Source organism: Serratia sp. CY47444 (assembly GCF_052168635.1).
Taxonomy (GTDB): domain Bacteria; phylum Pseudomonadota; class Gammaproteobacteria; order Enterobacterales; family Enterobacteriaceae; genus Serratia; species Serratia bockelmannii.
In genome coordinates, this window is the sequence record NZ_JBJNMH010000022.1 from 65,041 (window position 1) to 85,234 (window position 20,194).

Sequence of the window (20,194 nt, forward strand, 5' to 3'; positions counted from 1 at the left end):
TAGTCATTATGCAAAAAGTCGTTCTTGCCACCGGTAACCCGGGCAAAGTGCGCGAACTTGCCGACCTGTTGGCCGATTTCGGCCTGGACGTGGTCGCGCAAACCGATCTGGGCGTGGAATCCGCCGAAGAAACCGGGCTGACGTTTATTGAAAACGCCATTCTCAAAGCGCGCCATGCGGCACAGGTCACCGGCCTGCCGGCGATCGCCGACGACTCCGGTCTGGCGGTCGACGCGCTGGGCGGCGCGCCGGGCATCTACTCTGCACGCTATGCCGGTGAAGACGCCGACGATCGGCAGAACCTCGATAAGCTGCTGGCGGCGTTGAAAGACGTGGCGCCGGGCAAGCGCGGCGCTCAATTCCATTGCGTGCTGGTCTATCTGCGCCATGCGGCAGACCCGACGCCGCTGGTGTTCCACGGCAGTTGGGCCGGCGAAATCACCGAACAGGCCGCCGGTGAAGGTGGCTTCGGTTACGATCCGGTCTTCTACGTACCGGAGCTGGGCCGCACCGCCGCCGAGCTGAGCCGCGACGAGAAGCGGGCGATTTCGCACCGCGGCAAGGCGCTGAAGCTGATGTTGGAAGCCATGCGCAATGCTTAAGCTGCCTCCGCTGAGTCTCTACATCCACATCCCGTGGTGCGTGCAGAAATGCCCGTACTGCGACTTCAACTCCCATACGCTGAAGGGGGACGTGCCGCATCAGGAGTACGTCGATCATCTGTTGGCGGATCTGGATGCCGACCTGCCGCTGGCAGGCGGCCGGGAGATAAGCACCATCTTCATCGGCGGGGGCACCCCCAGCCTGCTGAGCGCCGAGGCGATGCAGGCCTTGCTGGACGGCGTGCGGGCGCGCATTCACGTCGCCGACGACGCCGAAATCACCATGGAGGCCAACCCCGGCACCGTCGAGGCCGATCGCTTCAGCGGCTACCAGCGCGCCGGCGTCAACCGCATCTCCATTGGGGTGCAAAGCTTCAGCGCCGAGAAGCTGACCCGCCTGGGGCGCATCCACGGCCCGGAAGAGGCCAAACGCGCGGCGACGCTGGCGACCGGCCTTGGCCTGCGCAGCTTCAACCTCGATCTGATGCACGGCCTGCCGGATCAGTCGCTGGAAGAGGCGCTGGACGATTTGCGCCAGGCGATCGCCCTCAATCCGCCGCACCTATCGTGGTATCAGCTGACCATCGAGCCGAACACCCTGTTCAGCTCGCGCCCGCCGGTTTTGCCGGACGACGACGCGCTGTGGGACATCTTCGAACGCGGCCACCAGCTGCTGAGCGCCGCCGGCTATCAACAGTATGAAACCTCGGCCTACGCCAAGCCGGGCTTCCAATGCCAGCACAACCTCAACTACTGGCGCTTCGGCGACTATCTGGGGATCGGCTGCGGCGCGCACGGCAAGGTGACCTTCAGCGACGGGCGCATCCTGCGCACCGCCAAGACCAAGCACCCGCGCGGCTTTATGCGCGGCGACTACATGGACAAGCAGCATGAGGTGGCGGCGGCGGATCGGCCGTTCGAGTTCTTCATGAACCGCTTCCGCCTGTTGGAAGCCGCGCCGCGCGCCGACTTCGTCAACTACACCGGGCTGGCGGAAAGCGTCATTCGCCCGCAGCTGGACGAAGCGCTGGCCAAAGGCTATCTGGAAGAAACCGCGGAGCATTGGCAAATTACCGAGAAGGGCAAACTGTTCCTCAACTCGCTGCTGGAACTGTTCCTGGCGGACGACGAGTAAAAAAAAAGCGCTGAATGACCAGCGCTTTTTTTCATGTTCGGCGGCATTATGAGGGCGGTGCGTCACGTCGCCACGCCCCTTCAGCAATCCCTCAACGGAAACATCCTCGTCCAACGCGTCCCAATGGATGCCGCGAGCGCTGAGCTCATACCCCACCCGCTGTTCTTCCGTCGCGTTCAACAAACGGGGAAACCAGGCCAGCGGCACGCCAATAATTCTGGCGTCACTTAGTTCGACCCACATCGTCGTATCGTCAAAGCTGACGCGTTTAGCCGAAATACTCATGCCAAGCCTCCAAAAACAATGCCTGATAGGTATCAACCAGACCAGCCAACTCTTTTAGCGTTCTGGCGTTAAAGCCATCATTACGCGCCAACTGCACGCCAGGAACCAACCAAAATTTCGCTTCAGCCTCAGCGTCTCTGATATGAACATGCGGCGGCTCAAGCGGGTCACCCTCATTTGAATAAAAAAAGAACCTATAGCCTTTATAACGGAATATCACTGGCATCAATGCAAAATCCTTTTGCCGATTGATTATAGTTTAGCCAGTTTCTCAGATAGCCGTCGTGAGGTCAAAGAACGCACGGCGGCTATGCCTATCCGTTACTTCAACGCCTTCAGCAGATCCTTGCGCTGGGTTTCCAGTGCGGTGACGCGGTTGCACACGTCATGACCGAAGTTCTGGAAGTCCTGCTCCTGGTTGTTCCATTCGTTCTGGATCGCCTTCTGCAAGCCGCCCAGGTTGCCCATGATCGCCTGCAGCGGGTTGCCGCCGCTGTTGGCGGCCTGTTTGACGCCCATCTCGTTCAGGCTGTCCTGCAGCACCCCGCCCATGCTCTGCTGCACGATGTTGCGGCCGTCCTGTTCCACCTGGTCAATCGCCTGGTGGTGGAAGGTCAGACCGTCGCTGCGGTGTTCGATGATGCGGTTCATCTGCTGTTTCAGTTGGCCATTCAGGGTGGTCAGCCGGTTGCGCACGTTACTGTTGCTGCCCAGCTCTTTGACGATCACCTTATCCAGCGCCGAGCGGGCTTTCTCCAGGTGCTTCTGCGCGCCGTCGTCGATCCACGGCAGCTGCTTGCGCAAGGCGCTCTGGTAACTGAAGGCTTTCTGCCGCTGGCTGTCGCTCAGGCTCAGCGCCTGGCCGTTGCGGATCACGTCGCCATCCGGCGAAATTTGCAGGTCGCCGCTGGCGCCTTTCACCTGCACGCTCTGCGGGCTGATGATCACATCATCCTGGGGTTTAACGCTGCATTGGTACTCGGCGTGGGCCTGTGCGGCAGTCGCCGCCAGCAGCAGTAAGGCTAACCCGGTTTTCTTCAACATAGCTTCTCCTGACTCCCATCCAGATTGGGATTAAAAAATCGAACGACCGATACGTTGAGACAACAGTTCCAGCGCCGCAGTTCCCGCCAGTGAGTTGCCGGAGGCATCCAGCTCCGGCGACCAGACGACGATCGACAGCTCGTCCGGCACGATGGCCACGATGCCGCCGCCCACGCCGGACTTGCCCGGCATCCCCACCCGATAGGCGAATTCGCCGGCGCCGTCGTACATGCCGCTGGTCATCATCAGGGCGTTGATCTGCCGGGCCTGCAGCGGGCTGATCACCGCCTCGCCGCTGAGATCGCGGCCGTGATTGGCCAGATAGACGAAGCTGCGCGCCAGCTCCACGCAGCTCATGCGCAGCGCGCAGTAGTGGAAATAGGTTTGCAGCACGGTAATCACATCGTTCTCGAAGTTGCCGAACGACTTCATCAGATAGGCGATGGCCGCATTGCGATCGGAGTGTTCGAACTCGGAGCGCGCCACCCGCAGGTCATAGGCCAGGTCGTCTTCGCCGGCCAGCTGGCGCACCACCTCCAGCATGCGCTGCTTGGGGGCGCTGAGCCGAGTTTGCAGCATGTCGCACACCACCAGTGCGCCGGGGTTGATAAACGGATTACGCGGTTTACCCTGCTCCATCTCCAGCTGCAGCAGCGAGTTGAACGGCAGGCCGGAAGGCTCTTTGCCGACGCGCCGCCAGATCTCAGGCTCCTGATAGCGCGTCAGCGCCAGCGTCAGGCTCAGCACTTTGGAGATCGACTGAATGGAGAAGCGCTCCGCGGCGTCGCCGGCCTGGAACAGTTCGCCGTCCACCGTGCAGACGGCGATCGCCAGCCGATCGGCGGGCACTTCCGCCAACGCCGGGATGTAGTCGGCCACTTTCCCCTGGCCAATCAGCGGGCGCACCTGTTGCAGGATCTCCTCCAGCAGCGCGTTATCCAATGTTGTTACCACCTCGGTCACACTCCGGGCAAAACAAAGGCGCCGTTAAGGCACCTTAAATCCATCCCCGTCATACTTGAATCCGCATCTGTGTTGGCTGCGCAGTTACTCGGCCCATCCGTGGGCCTCACCCCTTCGGGGCCGCTGCAAGCAGCGTTTAAATCTGCTCCCGGCAGATTTTTCACCCCAGTCACTTACTGAAGTAAGCTCCTGGGGACTCACACTCTTGCCGCCGTGATGCAAATCCAATTATTTAGGGGGAAATAAGCGGCGCGAAGCCGCGCTCATCGGGCAAGCGCGATCAATCCCACCAGATATCGAACAGATCGCTGACCTTAATGTCGGTCAGTTTGCGCGCTTCCAGCCAGTTTTTCACCAGCTCGCGCTGCTCGTCGGTGCAGTGGCCGATCTTCTGCAGGCAGATCAGACCTTCCCACTGCAGGTAGCCGCTGCCGTCAAACGCCAGGCCGTTCGGCTCGATCACTTCATCGATGAAGGTATCCAGCGTGCTGTCGATGTCTTCCACCGACGTGCCTTCGGCGAAGCGCCAGGCTACGGAGAAACCCAGCTCCTGAAATTCTTCAATGTGCAACTTTTTACGTAAACGACGACTGCGGTTCTTAGCCATTATTCTTTCCTCTCAAACATCAAGTCCCAAACGCCATGTCCCAGGCGCTGGCCGCGTAATTCAAATTTCGTCAGTGGGCGCGAATCCGGACGCGGCACGTAATCATTATCGCTGGAAAGATTACGGTAGCCTGCGACTCCGTTCATAACCTCTAACATATGTTCCGCATAAGGTTGCCAATCGGTGGCCATGTGGAAGACGCCGCCGGTCTTCAGCTTGCGCAGCACCAGTTCGACAAACGGCGTTTGCACGATGCGGCGCTTGTTGTGGCGCGCCTTGTGCCACGGATCGGGGAAGAACAGCTGCACCATGTCCAGCGAGCCGTCCGGGATCATGTTTTCCAGCACTTCAACCGCATCGTGGCACATCACGCGCAGGTTGCTCAGCTTCGCCTCGTGGGCGTCGGCCAGGCAGGCGCCCACGCCCGGCGAGTGCACTTCGATCCCTAAAAAGTTCTGCTGCGGGTTGTTACCCGCCATGGTCACCAGCGAGGCGCCCATGCCAAAACCGATCTCCAGCACCGTCGGCGCTTCGCGGCCAAACAGCGCGGTGAGATCGACAGCGTCAGTCTGATACTCCACGCCCATCACCGGCCAATAGTTCTCCAGCGCGTGCTGCTGGCCTTTGGTCAGCCGCCCCTGGCGGCGGACAAAACTGCGGATACGGCGCATCGCGCGGCCGTTCTCATCAAATTCCGGGGAGATGACGTCATTAATCATAGTGCTTTCTGTCTGTTTGGCTGCCAATTAGGGAAACGCGCATTATGCAAAGATACATTGGTTTAGCAAGTGTTCATCTTCTGTACCCGCCGTGCGGCGTCGGAAAGTTCCGGTTTACAGCATCATGACTCTATGCTGCAATCTCGCTTCATTTTCTGCCGGATAACGACGCTGCTCATGATGCAAGCACAACAATTCGCACAGGTGGTGCTTGACTGGTACCAGCGCTACGGCCGCAAGACCCTGCCATGGCAGCTGGAGAAAACCGCCTATCAAGTATGGCTCTCCGAGGTGATGTTGCAACAGACCCAGGTTGCCACCGTCATTCCTTATTTTCAGCGCTTTATGGCCCGTTTTCCTAACGTGCGCGCGCTGGCGGAGGCCCCGCTGGACGAAGTGCTGCATCTGTGGACCGGTCTCGGCTATTACGCCCGCGCCCGTAACCTGCACAAGGCTGCGCAGACCATTGTCTCACAGCACGGCGGCGAGTTCCCGACAACCTTCGCAGAAATCGCCGATTTACCGGGCGTCGGCCGCTCTACCGCCGGCGCGGTGTTGTCGTTGGCGCTGGGCCAACACTATCCGATCCTCGACGGCAACGTGAAGCGCGTGCTGGCCCGCTGCTACGCAGTGGAAGGCTGGCCGGGCAAGAAAGAGGTCGAAAACCGGCTGTGGAAAATCAGCGAAGAGGTGACCCCGGCGCAGGGCGTCGGCCAGTTCAACCAGGCGATGATGGATCTGGGCGCCATGGTCTGCACTCGCTCCAAGCCCAAGTGCGAGCTCTGCCCGCTCAACGTCGGCTGCCTGTCTTACGCCAATCACAGCTGGGCCAACTATCCCGGCAAGAAACCCAAACAGACCCTGCCGGAAAAAACCGCCTACTTCTTATTGCTGCAATACGGCGACCGCGTGTGGCTGGAACAGCGCCCGGCGGTGGGCCTGTGGGGCGGCCTGTTCTGCTTCCCGCAGTTCAGCGCGCGCGTGGATTTGGAACTCTGGCTGCAGCAGCGCGGTCTGAAAGGCAAGCGCCTGGAACAGCTGACCGCGTTTCGCCACACGTTCAGCCATTTCCATCTCGATATCGTGCCGATGTGGCTGTCGCTCGACGCGGCGGGCAGCGGCATGGATGAGGGCGCGGGTCTCTGGTATAACTTAGCGCAGCCGCCGTCGGTCGGGCTGGCAGCGCCGGTAGATCGCCTGTTGCAACAGCTGGCGAAGCAGCCCCCGATCCAACAAAACTTATATGGCGATAGCGCCATCGATGAGGAATTAGCATGAGCCGCACCATTTTTTGTACTTTCCTGCAGCGCGACGCCGAAGGCCAGGACTTCCAGCTTTATCCCGGCGACGTCGGCAAGCGCATCTACAACGAGATCTCCAAGGAAGCCTGGGGCGAGTGGATGAAGAAGCAGACCATGCTGATCAACGAGAAGAAGTTGAACATGATGAACGTGGATGACCGCAAGCTGCTGGAAGAGGAAATGATCAAGTTCCTGTTCGAAGGGCACGACGTACACATCGAAGGCTATACGCCGCCGAGCGAATAATGCTGTTGGGGCCAGGCGCTGGCCCGCTTCAATCCTCTTATACTTCTTCCAAACGGCTTTAAGATGAAGAAAATTTTAGCTTTGCTCGTAATAGCGCCTTTGCTGATCTCCTGTTCCGGCAAAAAAAGTGAAGAAATCAACGAAGCCTGGATCAAAGATACCAACGGCTTCGACATTCTGATGGGCCAATTTGCCCACAACATCGAGAACATCTGGGGTCTGAATGAAGTTCTGATCGCCGGGCCGAAAGACTACGTTAAATATACCGACCAATACCAAACCCGCAGCCACATCAACTTCGACACCGGCGCCATTACCATCGAGACCATCGCCACCACCGATCCGGCTGCGCACCTGCGCCAGGCGATCATCAGCACGCTGCTGATGGGTGACGATCCGGGTTCGATCGACCTCTATTCCGACGCCAACGATATCCAGATCAGCAAAGAGCCGTTCCTGTACGGCCAAGTGCTGGATAACAAGGGCGCGCCGATCCGCTGGGAATGGCGCGCGGCGCACTTCGCCGATTACCTGCTGCAGACCAAGCTGCAAAAACGCACCTCCGGCCTGCACGTGATCTACTCGGTCACCATCCAGCTGGTGCCGAACCACCTGGACAAACGTGCGCACAAATACCTGCCGATGGTGCGCAAGGCGTCGGAAAAATACGGCGTGGACGAGTCGCTGATCCTGGCTATCATGCAGACCGAATCGAGCTTCAACCCGTATGCGGTGAGCGGTTCGGACGCGCTGGGCCTGATGCAGGTGGTGCAGCACACCGCCGGTAAGGATGTGTTCCAGATGCGCGGCAAATGGGGCACCCCGAGCCGCAGCTACCTGTTCGATCCGGAGAACAACATCGACACCGGCACCGCCTATCTGGCTATCCTGCAGAACAACTACCTGGGCGGCATTCAGAACCCGACCTCGCGCCGCTATGCGGTGATCACCGCTTACAACGGCGGCGCAGGCAGCGTGCTGCGGGTGTTCTCCAGCGACAGAACGCGTGCGGTGGGCATCATCAACGGCATGCAGCCGGGCGACGTGTACCAAACGCTGACCACCAAGCACCCGGCCGCCGAGTCGCGCCGCTATCTGGTGAAAGTAAATACCGCGCAGAAGAGCTACCGCAGAAAGTAACGCTTCCCGCGTGGATAAATGAGAAGGGCCGGTGCGAACCGGCCCTTTTTCTATGGCTTGATCATATAGCCGAAGATGCGCTTCCAGCCGTGATCTTTTTTCTCGATGTAGACCCCCTGCAGCTCCGGCGAGAAGCCCGGCAGGCGGTTGATGCCCTCTTCCAGCGCCAGGAAATAGCGCTGCACCGCGCCGCCCCACACTTCGCCCGGCACCACGCACAGCACGCCCGGCGGGTACGGCAAGGCCCCCTCCGCCGCGATGCGCCCTTCCGCCTGGCCGATCGGCACCAGCTCGACGTTGTCGCGGATAAACTCCACGTTGGCGTCCTGCGGGTTCATCACCACCGGCGGGAAATGATCCTGGCGGAACATCTCTTTTTGCAGCTGCTTGACGTCGAAGCTGACGTACAGATCGTGCATCTCCTGGCACAGCCGGCGAATGCTGTAGCCACGATAGCGCTGCTCGTTCTTGCGGTATACCGTTGGCAGCACCACGCTCAGCGGCGCGTCTTCTGCAACATAGCGCTCGAACTGCGCCAGCATCTCCACCAGCTGTTCCATCTTGGCCGGGTTTTCCGCCGGAGTCAGCAGGAACAGAATCGAGTTGAGATCGCACTTCTCCGGCACGATGCCGTTCTCGCGCAGGAAGTTGGCCAGAATGGTGGCCGGCACGCCGAACTCGGTGTATTGGCCAGTCGCGGCGTCAATCCCCGGCGTGGTCAGCAGCAACTTGCACGGATCCACCAGATACTGATCCTGGGCATAGCCTTCGAAGCCGTGCCACGTTTCCCCCGGTACGAAGGTGAAGAAACGCGCGTCGTTGGCAATCAGATCGGTATCGTAATCCTGCCAGTCCTTGCCCGCCACCTGCAGCGGAATAAACGGCTTCAGCTGCGAGCAGCGCGTGAGCAGCTGTTTACGCGTCTCGATGCCCAGCTTGACGCAGTCCATCCACATGCGACGTCCGGCGGCGCCGGCATGCATCTTGGCGTTGACGTCCAGCGCGGCGAACAGCGGATAGAACGGGCTGGTCGACGCATGCAGCATGAACGCATTGTTCAGATGCTTATGGTTGCAGTGGCGCTTCTGCCCTTTGATATGGTCGTCTTTCTTGTGGATCTGCGAGGTCTGCGAGAACCCCGCCTGCTGTTTATGCACCGACTGGGTGACAAAAATGCCCGGATCGTGCTCGTCCAGCTCCAGCAGCAGCGGCGAGCACTCTTTCAGCATCGGAATAAAGCCTTCGTAGCCCACCCAGGCGGAGTCGAACAGGATGTAATCGCACAGGTGGCCGATGGTGTCGATCACCTGGCGAGCGTTGTAAATAGTGCCGTCGTAGGTACCGAGCTGAATGATCGCCAGCCGGAACGGCCGTGCCGCTGCGGCTTTCTCCGGCGCCACTTCGCGGATCTGCTCGCGCAGGTAGCGTTCATCGAAGCAGTGCGCATCGATACCGCCGATAAAGCCGAACGGGTTGCGGGCGGTTTCCAGATAGACCGGCGTAGCGCCGGCCTGGATCAGCGCCCCGTGGTGGTTGGATTTATGGTTGTTGCGATCGAACAGCACCAGATCGCCACGGGTCAGCAGCGCGTTGGTCACCACCTTGTTGGCCGCCGAGGTGCCGTTGAGCACGAAGTAGGTTTTATCGGCGTTGAACACCCGCGCCGCGTGCTTTTGCGCATCCTTGGCCGATCCTTCGTGGATCAGCAGATCGCCCAGCTTGACGTCGGCGTTGCACATATCGGAACGGAACAGGGTTTCACCGTAGAAATCGAAGAACTGCCGGCCGGCCGGGTGTTTGCGGAAGAACTCTCCGCCCTGATGCCCCGGGCACGCAAAGGTCGAGTTTTCCATCTCGACGTAGGTCTTCAGCGTTTTGAAGAACGGCGGCAGCAGCGCCTGCTCGTAGGCGTCTGCGGCGGCCTCCAGCTGCGCCATGTAGAATGGCTTGCTGGCGCCGGCCAGCAGCGCGAAGACCCCGCTGACAAACGGCAGATAATCCGGGGAAAGATGCTCGTCCCCTTCCACCGCCACGAAGGTCGGAATATCGAACCCCGTCGCCTGCAAGCGCGCCAGAATGCCGGCGTCCACGTCGGCGACCGACACCACCACCGCCGCCACGTCGGTGTAGTCCGTCTGCTCTACGCGCACGATCTGGCGCAGCGTCTCAATGGTGGCGACCAGGCTGGCGCTGGTCGCGATTTTCAATTCTTTCATCATGCTGACTCTCAAACGGTGAAGGATGAGGGTGTGCCACCGGCACGGTAATGAGATAACGCGGTTATCCCGGTAAAAGCGATACCCGGGCACGGCAGCATAAGCGGCGTGCGTGACCGGCTCATGATCGGGGGATCATCAGGCGGCTATCGGGGGAACTGGTCTTGGCAGCATCCGACAGGCATCAGTAAAATCAGGGCAGAAGCGCTGGCTTTACGCATGCCTAACAGCGAGCATCAGGCGGCCTTACCGCATGGCCGGCAGGCGTATTCGGGCGGAGGACGTGCGGAGGAAACAACGACGGAACGGTGACGGCGTCAGATGTCTGGTGCTCAGCAGCGCTTGAGCAACAAAACCAGTCATGCCAATAACCCTCTGGCTTATAAGAAGCGGGAACACCGTCAGGGAACGGAGAGTGCTAAAATTTGCGCAATGATTGCATGATTCGTTGCGGGGTTCAAGCAAGAATCGTCTTGATTGAACGCCTATTGAACCAAGCATAACTAATTGTTATTTAATTTAAAAACAAGAAATCACGCATTTTAAAGTGGTATAAATACACGTTTTATATGCATATTTATTGAGTAGCGTTGGCTCCCTGCGCCACTCCCCTTTTGGTTATCTGCCTGAAAATAGAGCAACCGATCGGCTTTGTGACAGAAAGCGATTGACGCCATCCGGCCAATACGGTTTAATGCGCCCCGTTGCCCGGATAGCTCAGTCGGTAGAGCAGGGGATTGAAAATCCCCGTGTCCTTGGTTCGATTCCGAGTCCGGGCACCACTAATTCTGCATGAAAGCACGCTGGTTAGAGGTAACCCCTTTAACGGGCGGAACAAAGGAACTAGCAGGTTGATATCGCAGTGTTTTTCGAATTTGCACACTCGATGTTAATAACTAGGTTCCTCTTAAAAGGGATGCCTGTGTTTGCCCACAGGCGTCCTTTTCTCGATCACTGGTGATTTTTACAGCTTGTTAAAGTTATGTCAAGGCGTGTCTGCGCCCGTCTTTAACGTTGGGCGCGACATCCATATACAGTGACAATTCATTCTCAAGTGCTTGCCCTGTAATCTTTAAATCCAGTTCAACATACTCCATCGTTGTACTGACACTTCGGTGTCCCAGCAGACCTTTAACCATTGCCAAATTACGATCAGGTGACTTCATCATCTCAGTCGCCAGTGTATGCCTGAACCGATGTGGACTTACCTTAAAACCACACTCTTTTGTTAGTCTGGTGAAAAACGAGCGGACAGGTTGTATTGCCGGCTCGGAGTCAACCTCACCCAATGGCGCCAAGAATCGCGCCACATCGAACAGGTAATCAGCAGGTTCGGCCCCCTGTTCTATTGCGCGCTCAACAAGTATTCGCATGCGGTCCCGAACAAAAGTGACGATAGGAACTAACCACTCGCGATGCGTTTTACTCCCTTCTTTACACAGCAACATCGAGTTTGCCTCAAGATCAACGTCCATCACTCGTATATGCAATAACTGGTTTTGTCTCATCCCCGTCGAACGCAAAATATCGATAACTGTCCGCCAATACCAAACAGGAAAGAGAGCACATGAGCGACTTTTGCCCACTTGATGTTTTTCGCGCTCTTCAAATTGCTCTAACACCAGATTAATCCTGACCAACTGATCACGATTCAGTATTTTTTTACGCTTACTACCCGGTGGTACTTGCGTTTCGTTTAAGGGATTCTCCTCTATATTTAACCATTTTTTCTTTATTCCCTGATTGTAAATCGCCCGCAAATGGCGAGCCTTATTATTCCAGGTACTCGTGGTAATTCCTCTTCCCAGCATATCTCTACGCCACAAAATCAGCTCTCGGTTCGTAACTTCATCCGGTAACGTGTCATATCCAATAAATTTCCTGAAAACGGCGACTACACGACGATAACTTTTTTCAGTTTCTGGACGTAACGCCTTTGAGAAAAAATACTCTTCGAGCAAAGTATCCCAATCCATTACACGTGGTATATGCATGATATCTCCCTAGCATAAATAGAAGTCCTGCGAACTTAATATGACCGCAAGACACGATTAATCCCTGTTAAGGGATCACCAGCACCGGACTGTCGTCAGGTAGGTTCCCCCCTCGATAGAGCAAACTTGCTTTAACGAGGTAACCTTTGGTTCGTTTAAATGCCCCTGTATGTTCTGATGTTTCATACAGGTGAGCAAAATAAAATCGCTTACCCTTTATTCGTCGATGTATATCCAGACGTTCAAAATCCTCCTGGAGAGCCTCTCGTTTAGAACCATCCAAACCAAACTGCTTCAAATACAAATAAAAAATCCCAGGCACAGTGATAAAAACAAAACCAGAAACAAGATGAACCCTCGCCTCTACAGTGTTGATGAGGATCTGATTAGAATTGAGCCCATCGACTAACCAACGCCAAAAGACTTCTCCGCGAGTTATCCCCTCATCGCCTTCAATACTCAGTTTCTGTGATTGCGAAGAAGCGAGATCTGTAGTTTGAGGGACACAAAATTCGGGAGTTGAAAATGCCGCTTCCGAAGCGATATCATCAATGGCGTCTGACTCCTGGTTTAGTTCTGCAGCTTCAACTGCCTGAGTCACTTCAGCAGTAAGCGCAGGATTATCGGCAAGCAGTGGGCCTTCATCTTCGTGAGGGGCGTCCCCGAGTTCCTGTTCAGACCGGTTCCCCGGAGCAGACATCTCAACCGCCATTAAAGACAACAGAGCCTGCATATCTTCTTCTACACCAGCCACCGTTTCTGGTGCCAGGACCCTCTCAGCCAAAGGCTTATCGTTAGCCGGCGCATCCAGGGCCGAGCTAAGTAACACTTCCGTGACTAACGGTGCATTTTCGTTGGGCTGATCTAATGTCTCTGCCGGCAGTTGCTCCTGAGCGAGTGGAGGATGGGTACTGCTGACTGCGCTTTGCAAATCAGTCTCGGGTACTGAAGAAGTGATATGTTCTGTCGCCGGCGCCACTGACTGTAAGGTTATTGCCAATGTGTCGGAGTTGGATATCGGCAAAAGCGATACGGACAAACCATCGCCACGAGCCAGTTTGGCTGCCTCCAGAATAATGTCGTCAATTGCAGGTAATGTGCTCGGTTGCCTGGACGATATCGTCATCAACGAATGTATCGCAGCCGGTAATGTTGACAGCCATTCAATAAGCTCTTCAGGCAGCAGTCGTGCCGCAATCATTGCGCTCTGACTGCTGGCCAGGGTAGAGGCTGACGGAGTGGCTCTGAAGCGAAAACGGTAAGGTTCACCCGGTACCGTCAAACCAGGTAACCAGGCACGGCCACTTTGGAACTCACCCTGCAGCTGGCTCAACAGCGGCAGGTAGTGCCATAGAGCTGCATAAAACACCACGACATTCCACTGCACATTCTGGGCGGATTGTTCTTCAGGCGCAGCCCCTGGGGGCAACATGTACCCCTTGGCCAGTCGAACCGCATACGTCGTCGTCTGCAGGGTAACATCGACCAGCCCTCCTTCCCTGGCATACTCCCCCTGGGACGAGGCCGGAAGTACCTGCATCAGCGTAACAAGCTGCTTCAAGGGTTGCAGATAGAAATGTTCATAGAGATCTTTGGGCAGTGCGCTGTTCTCCCACAGCTGCTGCAAACACTGCTGACGAGAGGCCGTGCTCAAAAGCTGCTCTGCGGATGCCGGCATAAAATAACCTACAGGACATTGAGAGGCTGAAATGCTTGCCGTTGGATTTGCCGGCATAACCCGGGTTCCAACCAGCAGTTCTTTGATAGCCTTCAGCATGCCAGGCCTCCGGCGATATCATTACCCTCGCTGTCCATCAACATCTGGAGCAATTCATTCAGTACCAGCGTTTGCCGGGCCCGGGTCACAGCGACATACAGCAGGTTGGTTTCATCGGTACGTTCGCAGTCGGCCATCAGGGGATCTGTGATATCGGCAAAATCATGATTCAACACCACCACAGACCACTCCAGCCCTTTGCTTCGATGCGCCGTCGAAACGGTTACCTGAGCCTGGCATTCATCAGTCACTGCATGCTCACGCATCACCTGCAGCTTTTGTGGCAGCGGGAAGTACTGTTCGAGTAACCGGAGGCCTTGGTTCATTTCAACATCCCGGGTAGCTCTGGCAACCGACTCAAATTCCTCAAAGTTGCGGTATTCTCGCGCCAGCCGCGGAGATTGCATTCGCTCAGGCATGTCCGCCGAAAACCAGTACAGATCTTCCAGTTCTTCCGTTTTGTAGCCGCTGATACCCCCAACCCAGTAGACCTTCTTCCCTGCCAGGCTGGCATCCAGCGCAGCGCCGATGACCCCAGCCACCGTTCGGCTCAATATGGCAACAGGCTGACCCTTCACGTCATCAGGTATGCACCCAACAACCCTGTCGTTTCCCCCCTCCCCGACCACAGATAGCGTTTCGCCTTGCCGCGCAAGCAGCATATTGGCCACCTGGGCCACGGCAGGACCAAAACGGAAACTGTGTGTCAGGTAAAGTTGGTCCGCATCGGCCAACTCAGGAGCATCGAGGGCATTTTCCGCGCCACGGAATCGGTAGATTTGTTGATGCCGGTCGCCAACCAACACCACATTACAACCCTGCGCCAGTACCAGTGACTGCGTCACCGGATTCGCGTCTTGCCCCTCGTCAAACAGGAGCGTCTGCCAGCGTTTGGAAAGGTCGGGCTGAGAGAGCTGATACAGCTTGAGGTAAACGTCATGGGTGACAGGGAAAGTACCATCTTGGCGTGCAGACTCACGCCAGAGCAATTGCGCCGCTGCCAGGATTTTATCTGGCGACAAACCACTGCGTGAGTCTTCATCAGGCAAGTGTTGCAAACCCAATTCGCCATCCCCACTGCAGAGGAAAGCGTTAAAGGTCGTGATAGATGTGCGTGCCAGCGGCCAATAGCGGGTATTGAGTTGGCGAGCAACGTCAGTGATCCGCAGGTTAGCTGTCAACCGCCGCTGATAATGGCGCCCGAAGTTAGGCCAGGCCAGCTGATGCGACGTCTTACATTCAACGTTAAACGGGAATTTTTGCTCAGCCTCATCCCTGACTGCACGGTTATAGGCAAGATAAAGCATCCTGCAATCCGGGTTTGCCTGGGCAAAACGGACCAATGTAGACGTTTTACCGGTGCCGGCAAACGCCCTGACCACCAGGCGATGGCCGGACCAACCAATGATGGCGGCCTGTTCAGGTGTATCACAATAAGACATAAGCAGCACTCCGTAAAACTTGACCGGCGCTTATCCTGCGCAGGTCAGTACGGCCAGTACCACAGAAAAACCTTTTCCCGAAAGAAATAGATTCCCGCAGTCAGCCGTGTTCAGGTTGATAGACAGCTATCAACCCCTCATTGCTGGAGTCTCTTAGGGCAAAACAGTGGGGAAGCCTATACCTCCGAAGGCAACCCCAAAGCTAACAATCTATTGTTTTATTGTGTTTTTATCAGGTTTCCCTGGTGCCAAGAACAACAAATATCAGGTGATTTTATTACGGGGCGTTCCGACGATTCACAAAATGCATCTACACATGAAAAGTCCACCCTCATGATTTTTGCGCATCCCTCCGCATCGTTTGGTTATACCCCCAAACGCTGAGTGGGCGCTTTCTCTGGTGTTGTGCGCTATAGCATCACCTGAGCGTTATGCTCTCCCGAAAGGAGATGAACATAACGCTTAGAAGCCTCAGTTAAGCACCGCGAGCCTCCACACTCAGACTTCTTTTTAACAACCAATGTGACTCTCTGTCAATACAAATGACACTATGGCGATTATTTAAATCATTTTGAGACATTACAGAGTGCAGCTTTATTGAAAAAAACAACTTTGAGTGTACAATGATGGCTGTTTTTTAAACCGAAACAGGCTGAAGGTGGGAGATGGCAATCAACAATAAAACTGCCCTGGGGGAAGTCATTGCCAAAGCGATGACGATGAAAGGCATTCCAAAACAAAAGCATATTAGCCACACCAGCCGCGTTCTGGAGATCACCATAGCTGCAGCACAGAAAAAGATGAGCGGCGCATCAAATTGGGAGGTATCGCAACTGGTTAAAGTAGTTGACTCTATCGGTATGACAACGAGTGACTTCTTCGACATCTATAATTATTCAATAAATGAAGTGCATGATGCCGTCTGGAATGATGGCAAGACCCATGTTAAATGCAAAATATATTTATCCGAAGTAAAAACCAATGATGCAACTGAATACTCAGCCGTGAAAATCAACGATGAATGGGTTGTTTTTCACACTAACGATATAAAGGACGATGTATTGTTTGAGTCGAAGCGCAACATTGATATAATTCAACTCTACCCTCAAAAGCAGAGTCTAAAAAAACACCGAATCGCAATTCTTGATGATGACAAAAACATTGTAGACAGTCTCAAAGAAATAATTGCCAATAATGAATATCTTGTTGATGCATTTTATGACATTGAGTCATTAGAAGAACGTCTGATAAACACCCCTTATGATGCATACATCCTGGATTGGGTCGTTGGGGAAAAAACCGCTTTCAATACGATAAAAGAGATAAGGAAGACAGAGAATAATAACGCTATGATACTGGTTCTTACCGGGCAACTGCCTGGAATTGTAGATAGTGAGATCGCCAGCGCAATAAATGATTATGATATCACTGGCCCTCACGAAAAACCGATAAAAGCCAGTGTAATAAAGTCATTGGTGGATAAACATTTCCCTGAGTGAATGATTATGGATGATTATTTGTTGACGTATACAGGCAGTCTATTGCTGGACGGAAGATACATCGTATCGCCCTATGGAGTGAGTAAAGAAAGCCCCTGTGGTGATCTTTCCCCACTGAACAACCCTACGATTTTCAATAACTCAATCAATGAAGTTTCCGTAGACTATTCAAAGGTCAAAAGCCTGACTGTCATCAATGGGTTAGGCGTAACGCTAGGTGACTCAGTTGTTGGAATATCTGCCCTACATGCAATAAAGAAAATCAATCCAAGAATTGCAATCAGAGTCATTCGCCCCGAAAATTGTCCTGACTATGTAAATGAAATTTATACGCTCGCGAAGCATATTATAGATGACATTTCCTATATGCCGTTTGACATTACCAGTTTTTCAGGCGCAGACCTCGTTATAGATATAGGAAATCAGTTGTACTGGAAAGGTTTTGATACATTGGAGATGCACGATTTCTTTTTAAGGAATCTGGGTGTCGAGCACAGCCAGGTTTCAACCTCATTAAAAAGTAATGCCTGGCTCAGGTACTCGCCCATTGAAGATCTGAACCTGGGTGAGTATGTACTCTTCTGTCCATATGCAAGCACAAAGATAAGAAGCATCCCCACGCGATACCACAGGAACATCATCTCTTATCTGAGTGGAAGGTTCAGAGTTAAAGTCCTTGGTTTCAGTGAAATCAGCCATGAAAACTATACGAATATCACAGGATTGTCAAAAAACACCGTTTCCTTTGCCTCCATCATTAAAAATGCGAAGCATCTTTACACATGTGACTCAGCAGCCTTACACATTGGCGCAGGATTTAACACGCCCACCACGTGTATATTCACCACAGTGAAACCTGAGCTTCGTAGCTTATACTATAAAAACTGTAAATCCATTTACATAGGAAATAATGAAACAGAGGGCGTTCATAACAGTGAAAATGTACGCTTACTTGACTTAATCAATAAGGAGTTTGAGGTTTATTATGCGTAAATTGATGTTATCCGGAATATTCTGCTTAGTTACTTTATTCATTTCCCTCCCTTCTTTCTCGAAAACAGGAGATATCTATATTGACGGAGATATAACCCACAGAAATTATGGAGCAGGATACATTTTGACAGAGGCGGAATTTAACACACTGGAAAAACACCACATAAAAACAACAACATCCTGGACTGAGTTGGGTCACGTCGTGGATTTCGAAGGTGTAAAATTCAAAGATTTGTTAAATGTGGTCGGCGCACGTGGGAAAACTTTAAGAATGAGGGCATTAAATGATTACTGGGTTGACATTCCGGTCTCTGACGTCGAGGAATTCGATATGCTGCTGGCAAATAAAATGGATGGGAAACAATTGAAAGTTAGAGACTTTGGCCCGTACTTCGTCATTTACCCCATGGACAAGTTTTACGGTAAACTCAATACGCCCGTTTATCAGGCTCGTCATATCTGGCAGGTAAGCGGCATAACGGTACTAGATAAATGAAACTAAAAAAGCTCATCATTCAATACTTATTGGTTTTCCTTGTGCTAACAGGTGGATTTGTGTGGATGTATGAGCAATACTTTTCCACGCGCCATAATATTAACTCAGCGGGTCCACAAGAAAACTATGCCTGGGCAATTGCAAAGTTTGCTATCCGACTGGCTGGATTTAATGCCAAAATTGAACACCAGTTACGGCTAGGGATCGATGACAAAGACGAGTTGCAAAAAGAATTGGATATTCTTTTCTCAAGCTCTAATGTACTGCTCCATAAAAGTATATCGACCAGATATTTATATGACGAAGCTGGGTATGCTAGAACGGTTGAACAAATACATTCAAATCTTGAGAAAATCGATATCGAATTAAAAAAGAAAAACACGAACTACTCGAACCTGCTTGAAATCATTGAGTTAATAGGTCTGGACAACAAAGATCTCATCGTTATCTCGGACCATGCTGAAGTCAGGCAAAGAGACATTATACAGCAGGATTATATTAACAAAGCCAATTCGATGCGGTTTCCCATTGCCATCCTGTACGTTATTTTTTCATTGATGCTTTTCGTTTCATATCGGCAGGTAAAATCCATTAACAAGCAGCTGGAGTCCGAGAAGAAATCATTTAACAACAAGAATGCATTCCTTGGTGTATTAGGTCACGAATTGAGAACTTCACTTCAGGCAATAATCTCATCGGTGGAGGTGATTACCCAGCAAAAAGACGTCGTAGCATTCTCTCACTTTGAGCGATTAGAGAATGCTGCCATGAAAATGGAACGTCAAATGAAAGACCTCGCTGAGTTTGCCAAAGTTGACAATGGCAATGTTGAAATAAAAATCTCATCATTCAACTTACACAAGCTCGTGCATGATACTGTTGAGCAAAGCATCACTATTTTGAACAAGGAAAACATCAATGTAAGCATAGATGGAATTGAAAATATATATGTAAAAAGCGATCCCTCCAGGATTATGCAAATCATAGAGAACATTGTCACCAATGCTATAAAGTATACTGAGAATGGAAATGTACAGATAAGCGCAGTCATCCGCGACAAGTCCAGACTGGTCATTACGGTAAGAGACACGGGTCGGGGTATTCCGAAAGATAAAATTGATACAATCTTCTTTCCGTTCATCAGGGTTGGCGGCGATAACAAGGTTCCAGGCTTTGGGATGGGATTGGCCATTGTCCACGGTGTTGTTAAAGCCATGAACGGGACTATTGATGTAGAGAGTGAGGTGGGTAAAGGGAGCACATTTACTGTTTCATTACCCATTGAGTTTTCAAAACATGAAGAAACGGTCATTCCCGCCGATATGGATAATATCATTTTTTCAGCCAAAGAGATCAGGGTTTTAATTATCGATGATAACGAAATGGCCTGTGAATCATTGGTGTCAATTCTTCAGCATGAGTTTACAGTCGAGTATACGACCTCCCCAGAGCGGGCTTTGGAGAAATTATATCGAAAATCATTCGATCTTGTTTTGAGCGATCTGCAGATGCCTATAATGACAGGTGATGACTTATATAAAAGAGTCAAAGAGAATAAAGGACCAAATAAAAATACGCCTTTCATATTTATTAGTGCATATACGAGTGAAAGCCCAATCAAAGATGTGGCTATTTTAACTAAACCGGTCAGATTAAATGATATCAAAAAAGCTATAGAATCAGTCTTGGCCAATAATACCGCCTCGTAAAACAGGCCTCTTAATTAATACGTATT

Annotated in this window: 18 protein-coding genes, 1 tRNA gene and 1 pseudogene; 10 read left to right on the plus strand and 10 right to left on the minus strand. The window is 53.2% G+C overall.

The genetic code is table 11. The features are described 5' to 3' along the window. The first annotated feature begins 8 nt into the window (after positions 1 to 8). Positions 9 to 602: an XTP/dITP diphosphatase gene (locus ACJ8IL_RS22115; RefSeq protein ID WP_025304251.1), complete on the plus strand. Its 594-nt coding sequence runs from the start codon at positions 9 to 11 to the stop codon at positions 600 to 602. Then, on the plus strand, positions 595 to 1,737 hold the full coding sequence (gene hemW / locus ACJ8IL_RS22120; RefSeq protein ID WP_442516831.1) for a radical SAM family heme chaperone HemW: 1,143 nt from the start codon (positions 595 to 597) through the stop codon (positions 1,735 to 1,737). Before ACJ8IL_RS22115 ends, hemW begins: the two co-directional genes overlap by 8 nt. A gap of 39 nt (positions 1,738 to 1,776) precedes the next feature. Here hemW and ACJ8IL_RS22125 read toward each other — a convergent pair. The 6 genes and pseudogenes from ACJ8IL_RS22125 to trmB all read right to left on the minus strand — a co-directional run. Then, positions 1,777 to 2,022 (minus strand): annotated as a pseudogene (locus ACJ8IL_RS22125) (DUF2442 domain-containing protein); the annotation flags it as partial. Next, positions 2,006 to 2,248 (minus strand): DUF4160 domain-containing protein, encoded by a 243-nt coding sequence (locus ACJ8IL_RS22130; RefSeq protein ID WP_004937418.1) that lies wholly within the window; start codon positions 2,246 to 2,248, stop codon positions 2,006 to 2,008. The pseudogene ACJ8IL_RS22125 and the gene ACJ8IL_RS22130, both read right to left, overlap by 17 nt. A 95-nt stretch (positions 2,249 to 2,343) precedes the next feature. Further along, positions 2,344 to 3,066, minus strand: a complete 723-nt coding sequence (locus ACJ8IL_RS22135; RefSeq protein WP_025304254.1) for a DUF2884 domain-containing protein — start codon at positions 3,064 to 3,066, stop codon at positions 2,344 to 2,346. Positions 3,067 to 3,096: 30 nt separating this feature from the next. Next, on the minus strand, positions 3,097 to 4,020 hold the full coding sequence (gene glsB / locus ACJ8IL_RS22140) for a glutaminase B (protein WP_004937414.1): 924 nt from the start codon (positions 4,018 to 4,020) through the stop codon (positions 3,097 to 3,099). Between the two features lie 289 nt (positions 4,021 to 4,309). Next, positions 4,310 to 4,636 carry a YggL family protein gene (locus ACJ8IL_RS22145; protein ID WP_308369900.1) on the minus strand — a complete coding sequence of 109 codons (327 nt, stop codon included), beginning with the start codon at positions 4,634 to 4,636 and terminating at the stop codon, positions 4,310 to 4,312. Beyond that, positions 4,636 to 5,355 (minus strand): tRNA (guanosine(46)-N7)-methyltransferase TrmB, encoded by a 720-nt coding sequence (gene trmB, locus ACJ8IL_RS22150; RefSeq protein WP_043141355.1) that lies wholly within the window; start codon positions 5,353 to 5,355, stop codon positions 4,636 to 4,638. Before trmB ends, ACJ8IL_RS22145 begins: the two co-directional genes overlap by 1 nt. 177 nt (positions 5,356 to 5,532) lie before the next feature. Here trmB and mutY point away from each other — a divergent pair, with 177 nt between their 5' ends. The 3 genes from mutY to mltC all read left to right on the plus strand — a co-directional run bounded on the left by mutY (position 5,533) and on the right by mltC (position 8,042). Continuing rightward, on the plus strand, positions 5,533 to 6,633 hold the full coding sequence (gene mutY, locus ACJ8IL_RS22155) for an A/G-specific adenine glycosylase (protein ID WP_197811735.1): 1,101 nt from the start codon (positions 5,533 to 5,535) through the stop codon (positions 6,631 to 6,633). After that, positions 6,630 to 6,902: an oxidative damage protection protein gene (locus tag ACJ8IL_RS22160; RefSeq protein ID WP_004937404.1), complete on the plus strand. Its 273-nt coding sequence runs from the start codon at positions 6,630 to 6,632 to the stop codon at positions 6,900 to 6,902. Before mutY ends, ACJ8IL_RS22160 begins: the two co-directional genes overlap by 4 nt. 63 nt (positions 6,903 to 6,965) lie before the next feature. Next, complete coding sequence (mltC, locus tag ACJ8IL_RS22165) at positions 6,966 to 8,042, plus strand: membrane-bound lytic murein transglycosylase MltC (RefSeq protein ID WP_004937402.1); 1,077 nt, start codon at positions 6,966 to 6,968, stop codon at positions 8,040 to 8,042. A gap of 50 nt (positions 8,043 to 8,092) precedes the next feature. Here the strand turns inward: mltC and speF are convergent, their stop codons facing one another. Then, positions 8,093 to 10,258, minus strand: coding sequence for an ornithine decarboxylase SpeF (gene speF / locus ACJ8IL_RS22170; RefSeq protein ID WP_049208424.1), 2,166 nt, complete (start codon positions 10,256 to 10,258; stop codon positions 8,093 to 8,095). A gap of 706 nt (positions 10,259 to 10,964) precedes the next feature. Between speF and ACJ8IL_RS22175 the strand changes: the two genes are divergently transcribed. Beyond that, a tRNA-Phe gene (locus ACJ8IL_RS22175) sits at positions 10,965 to 11,040 on the plus strand. Between the two features lie 198 nt (positions 11,041 to 11,238). Here the strand turns inward: ACJ8IL_RS22175 and ACJ8IL_RS22180 are convergent. The 3 genes from ACJ8IL_RS22180 to ACJ8IL_RS22190 all read right to left on the minus strand — a co-directional run bounded on the left by ACJ8IL_RS22180 (position 11,239) and on the right by ACJ8IL_RS22190 (position 15,471). Next, complete coding sequence (locus tag ACJ8IL_RS22180) at positions 11,239 to 12,252, minus strand: tyrosine-type recombinase/integrase (protein ID WP_442516832.1); 1,014 nt, start codon at positions 12,250 to 12,252, stop codon at positions 11,239 to 11,241. A gap of 67 nt (positions 12,253 to 12,319) precedes the next feature. Continuing rightward, positions 12,320 to 14,029 carry a TraI domain-containing protein gene (locus ACJ8IL_RS22185; RefSeq protein WP_442516833.1) on the minus strand — a complete coding sequence of 570 codons (1,710 nt, stop codon included), beginning with the start codon at positions 14,027 to 14,029 and terminating at the stop codon, positions 12,320 to 12,322. Continuing rightward, a complete protein-coding gene (locus ACJ8IL_RS22190; protein WP_442516834.1) occupies positions 14,023 to 15,471 on the minus strand; it encodes a UvrD-helicase domain-containing protein in 1,449 nt (482 codons plus the stop codon). The genes ACJ8IL_RS22185 and ACJ8IL_RS22190 overlap by 7 nt, the downstream gene beginning before the upstream one ends. 665 nt (positions 15,472 to 16,136) lie before the next feature. On the opposite strand from ACJ8IL_RS22190, the gene ACJ8IL_RS22195 reads away from it, so the two are divergent. The 4 genes from ACJ8IL_RS22195 to ACJ8IL_RS22210 are packed head-to-tail and all read left to right on the plus strand — an operon-like array spanning position 16,137 to position 20,168. Then, the gene (locus ACJ8IL_RS22195; protein WP_143779445.1) at positions 16,137 to 16,970 is read left to right on the plus strand and encodes a helix-turn-helix domain-containing protein; all 834 of its coding nucleotides are present in this window, start codon (positions 16,137 to 16,139) and stop codon (positions 16,968 to 16,970) included. Positions 16,971 to 16,976: 6 nt separating this feature from the next. After that, a complete protein-coding gene (locus tag ACJ8IL_RS22200) occupies positions 16,977 to 17,963 on the plus strand; it encodes a glycosyltransferase family 9 protein (RefSeq protein ID WP_147840623.1) in 987 nt (328 codons plus the stop codon). Then, positions 17,956 to 18,459: a molybdopterin-dependent oxidoreductase gene (locus ACJ8IL_RS22205; protein WP_147840622.1), complete on the plus strand. Its 504-nt coding sequence runs from the start codon at positions 17,956 to 17,958 to the stop codon at positions 18,457 to 18,459. The genes ACJ8IL_RS22200 and ACJ8IL_RS22205 overlap by 8 nt, the downstream gene beginning before the upstream one ends. Then, positions 18,456 to 20,168 (plus strand): ATP-binding response regulator, encoded by a 1,713-nt coding sequence (locus ACJ8IL_RS22210; protein WP_241169196.1) that lies wholly within the window; start codon positions 18,456 to 18,458, stop codon positions 20,166 to 20,168. The genes ACJ8IL_RS22205 and ACJ8IL_RS22210 overlap by 4 nt, the downstream gene beginning before the upstream one ends. Positions 20,169 to 20,194: the final 26 nt, after the last annotated feature.

What these genes read in the sequence shown, in the direction of transcription:
- ACJ8IL_RS22115 (WP_025304251.1), top strand. Translation starts at nt 9, where the DNA reads ATGCAAAAAGTCGTTCTTGCCACCGGTAACCCGGGCAAAGTGCGCGAA.
- hemW (WP_442516831.1), top strand. Translation starts at nt 595, where the DNA reads ATGCTTAAGCTGCCTCCGCTGAGTCTCTACATCCACATCCCGTGGTGC.
- ACJ8IL_RS22130 (WP_004937418.1), bottom strand. Translation starts at nt 2,248, where the DNA reads ATGCCAGTGATATTCCGTTATAAAGGCTATAGGTTCTTTTTTTATTCA.
- ACJ8IL_RS22135 (WP_025304254.1), bottom strand. Translation starts at nt 3,066, where the DNA reads ATGTTGAAGAAAACCGGGTTAGCCTTACTGCTGCTGGCGGCGACTGCC.
- ACJ8IL_RS22145 (WP_308369900.1), bottom strand. Translation starts at nt 4,636, where the DNA reads ATGGCTAAGAACCGCAGTCGTCGTTTACGTAAAAAGTTGCACATTGAA.
- trmB (WP_043141355.1), bottom strand. Translation starts at nt 5,355, where the DNA reads ATGATTAATGACGTCATCTCCCCGGAATTTGATGAGAACGGCCGCGCG.
- mutY (WP_197811735.1), top strand. Translation starts at nt 5,533, where the DNA reads ATGATGCAAGCACAACAATTCGCACAGGTGGTGCTTGACTGGTACCAG.
- ACJ8IL_RS22160 (WP_004937404.1), top strand. Translation starts at nt 6,630, where the DNA reads ATGAGCCGCACCATTTTTTGTACTTTCCTGCAGCGCGACGCCGAAGGC.
- mltC (WP_004937402.1), top strand. Translation starts at nt 6,966, where the DNA reads ATGAAGAAAATTTTAGCTTTGCTCGTAATAGCGCCTTTGCTGATCTCC.
- speF (WP_049208424.1), bottom strand. Translation starts at nt 10,258, where the DNA reads ATGAAAGAATTGAAAATCGCGACCAGCGCCAGCCTGGTCGCCACCATT.
- ACJ8IL_RS22180 (WP_442516832.1), bottom strand. Translation starts at nt 12,252, where the DNA reads ATGCATATACCACGTGTAATGGATTGGGATACTTTGCTCGAAGAGTAT.
- ACJ8IL_RS22185 (WP_442516833.1), bottom strand. Translation starts at nt 14,029, where the DNA reads ATGCTGAAGGCTATCAAAGAACTGCTGGTTGGAACCCGGGTTATGCCG.
- ACJ8IL_RS22190 (WP_442516834.1), bottom strand. Translation starts at nt 15,471, where the DNA reads ATGTCTTATTGTGATACACCTGAACAGGCCGCCATCATTGGTTGGTCC.
- ACJ8IL_RS22195 (WP_143779445.1), top strand. Translation starts at nt 16,137, where the DNA reads ATGGCAATCAACAATAAAACTGCCCTGGGGGAAGTCATTGCCAAAGCG.
- ACJ8IL_RS22200 (WP_147840623.1), top strand. Translation starts at nt 16,977, where the DNA reads ATGGATGATTATTTGTTGACGTATACAGGCAGTCTATTGCTGGACGGA.
- ACJ8IL_RS22205 (WP_147840622.1), top strand. Translation starts at nt 17,956, where the DNA reads ATGCGTAAATTGATGTTATCCGGAATATTCTGCTTAGTTACTTTATTC.
- ACJ8IL_RS22210 (WP_241169196.1), top strand. Translation starts at nt 18,456, where the DNA reads ATGAAACTAAAAAAGCTCATCATTCAATACTTATTGGTTTTCCTTGTG.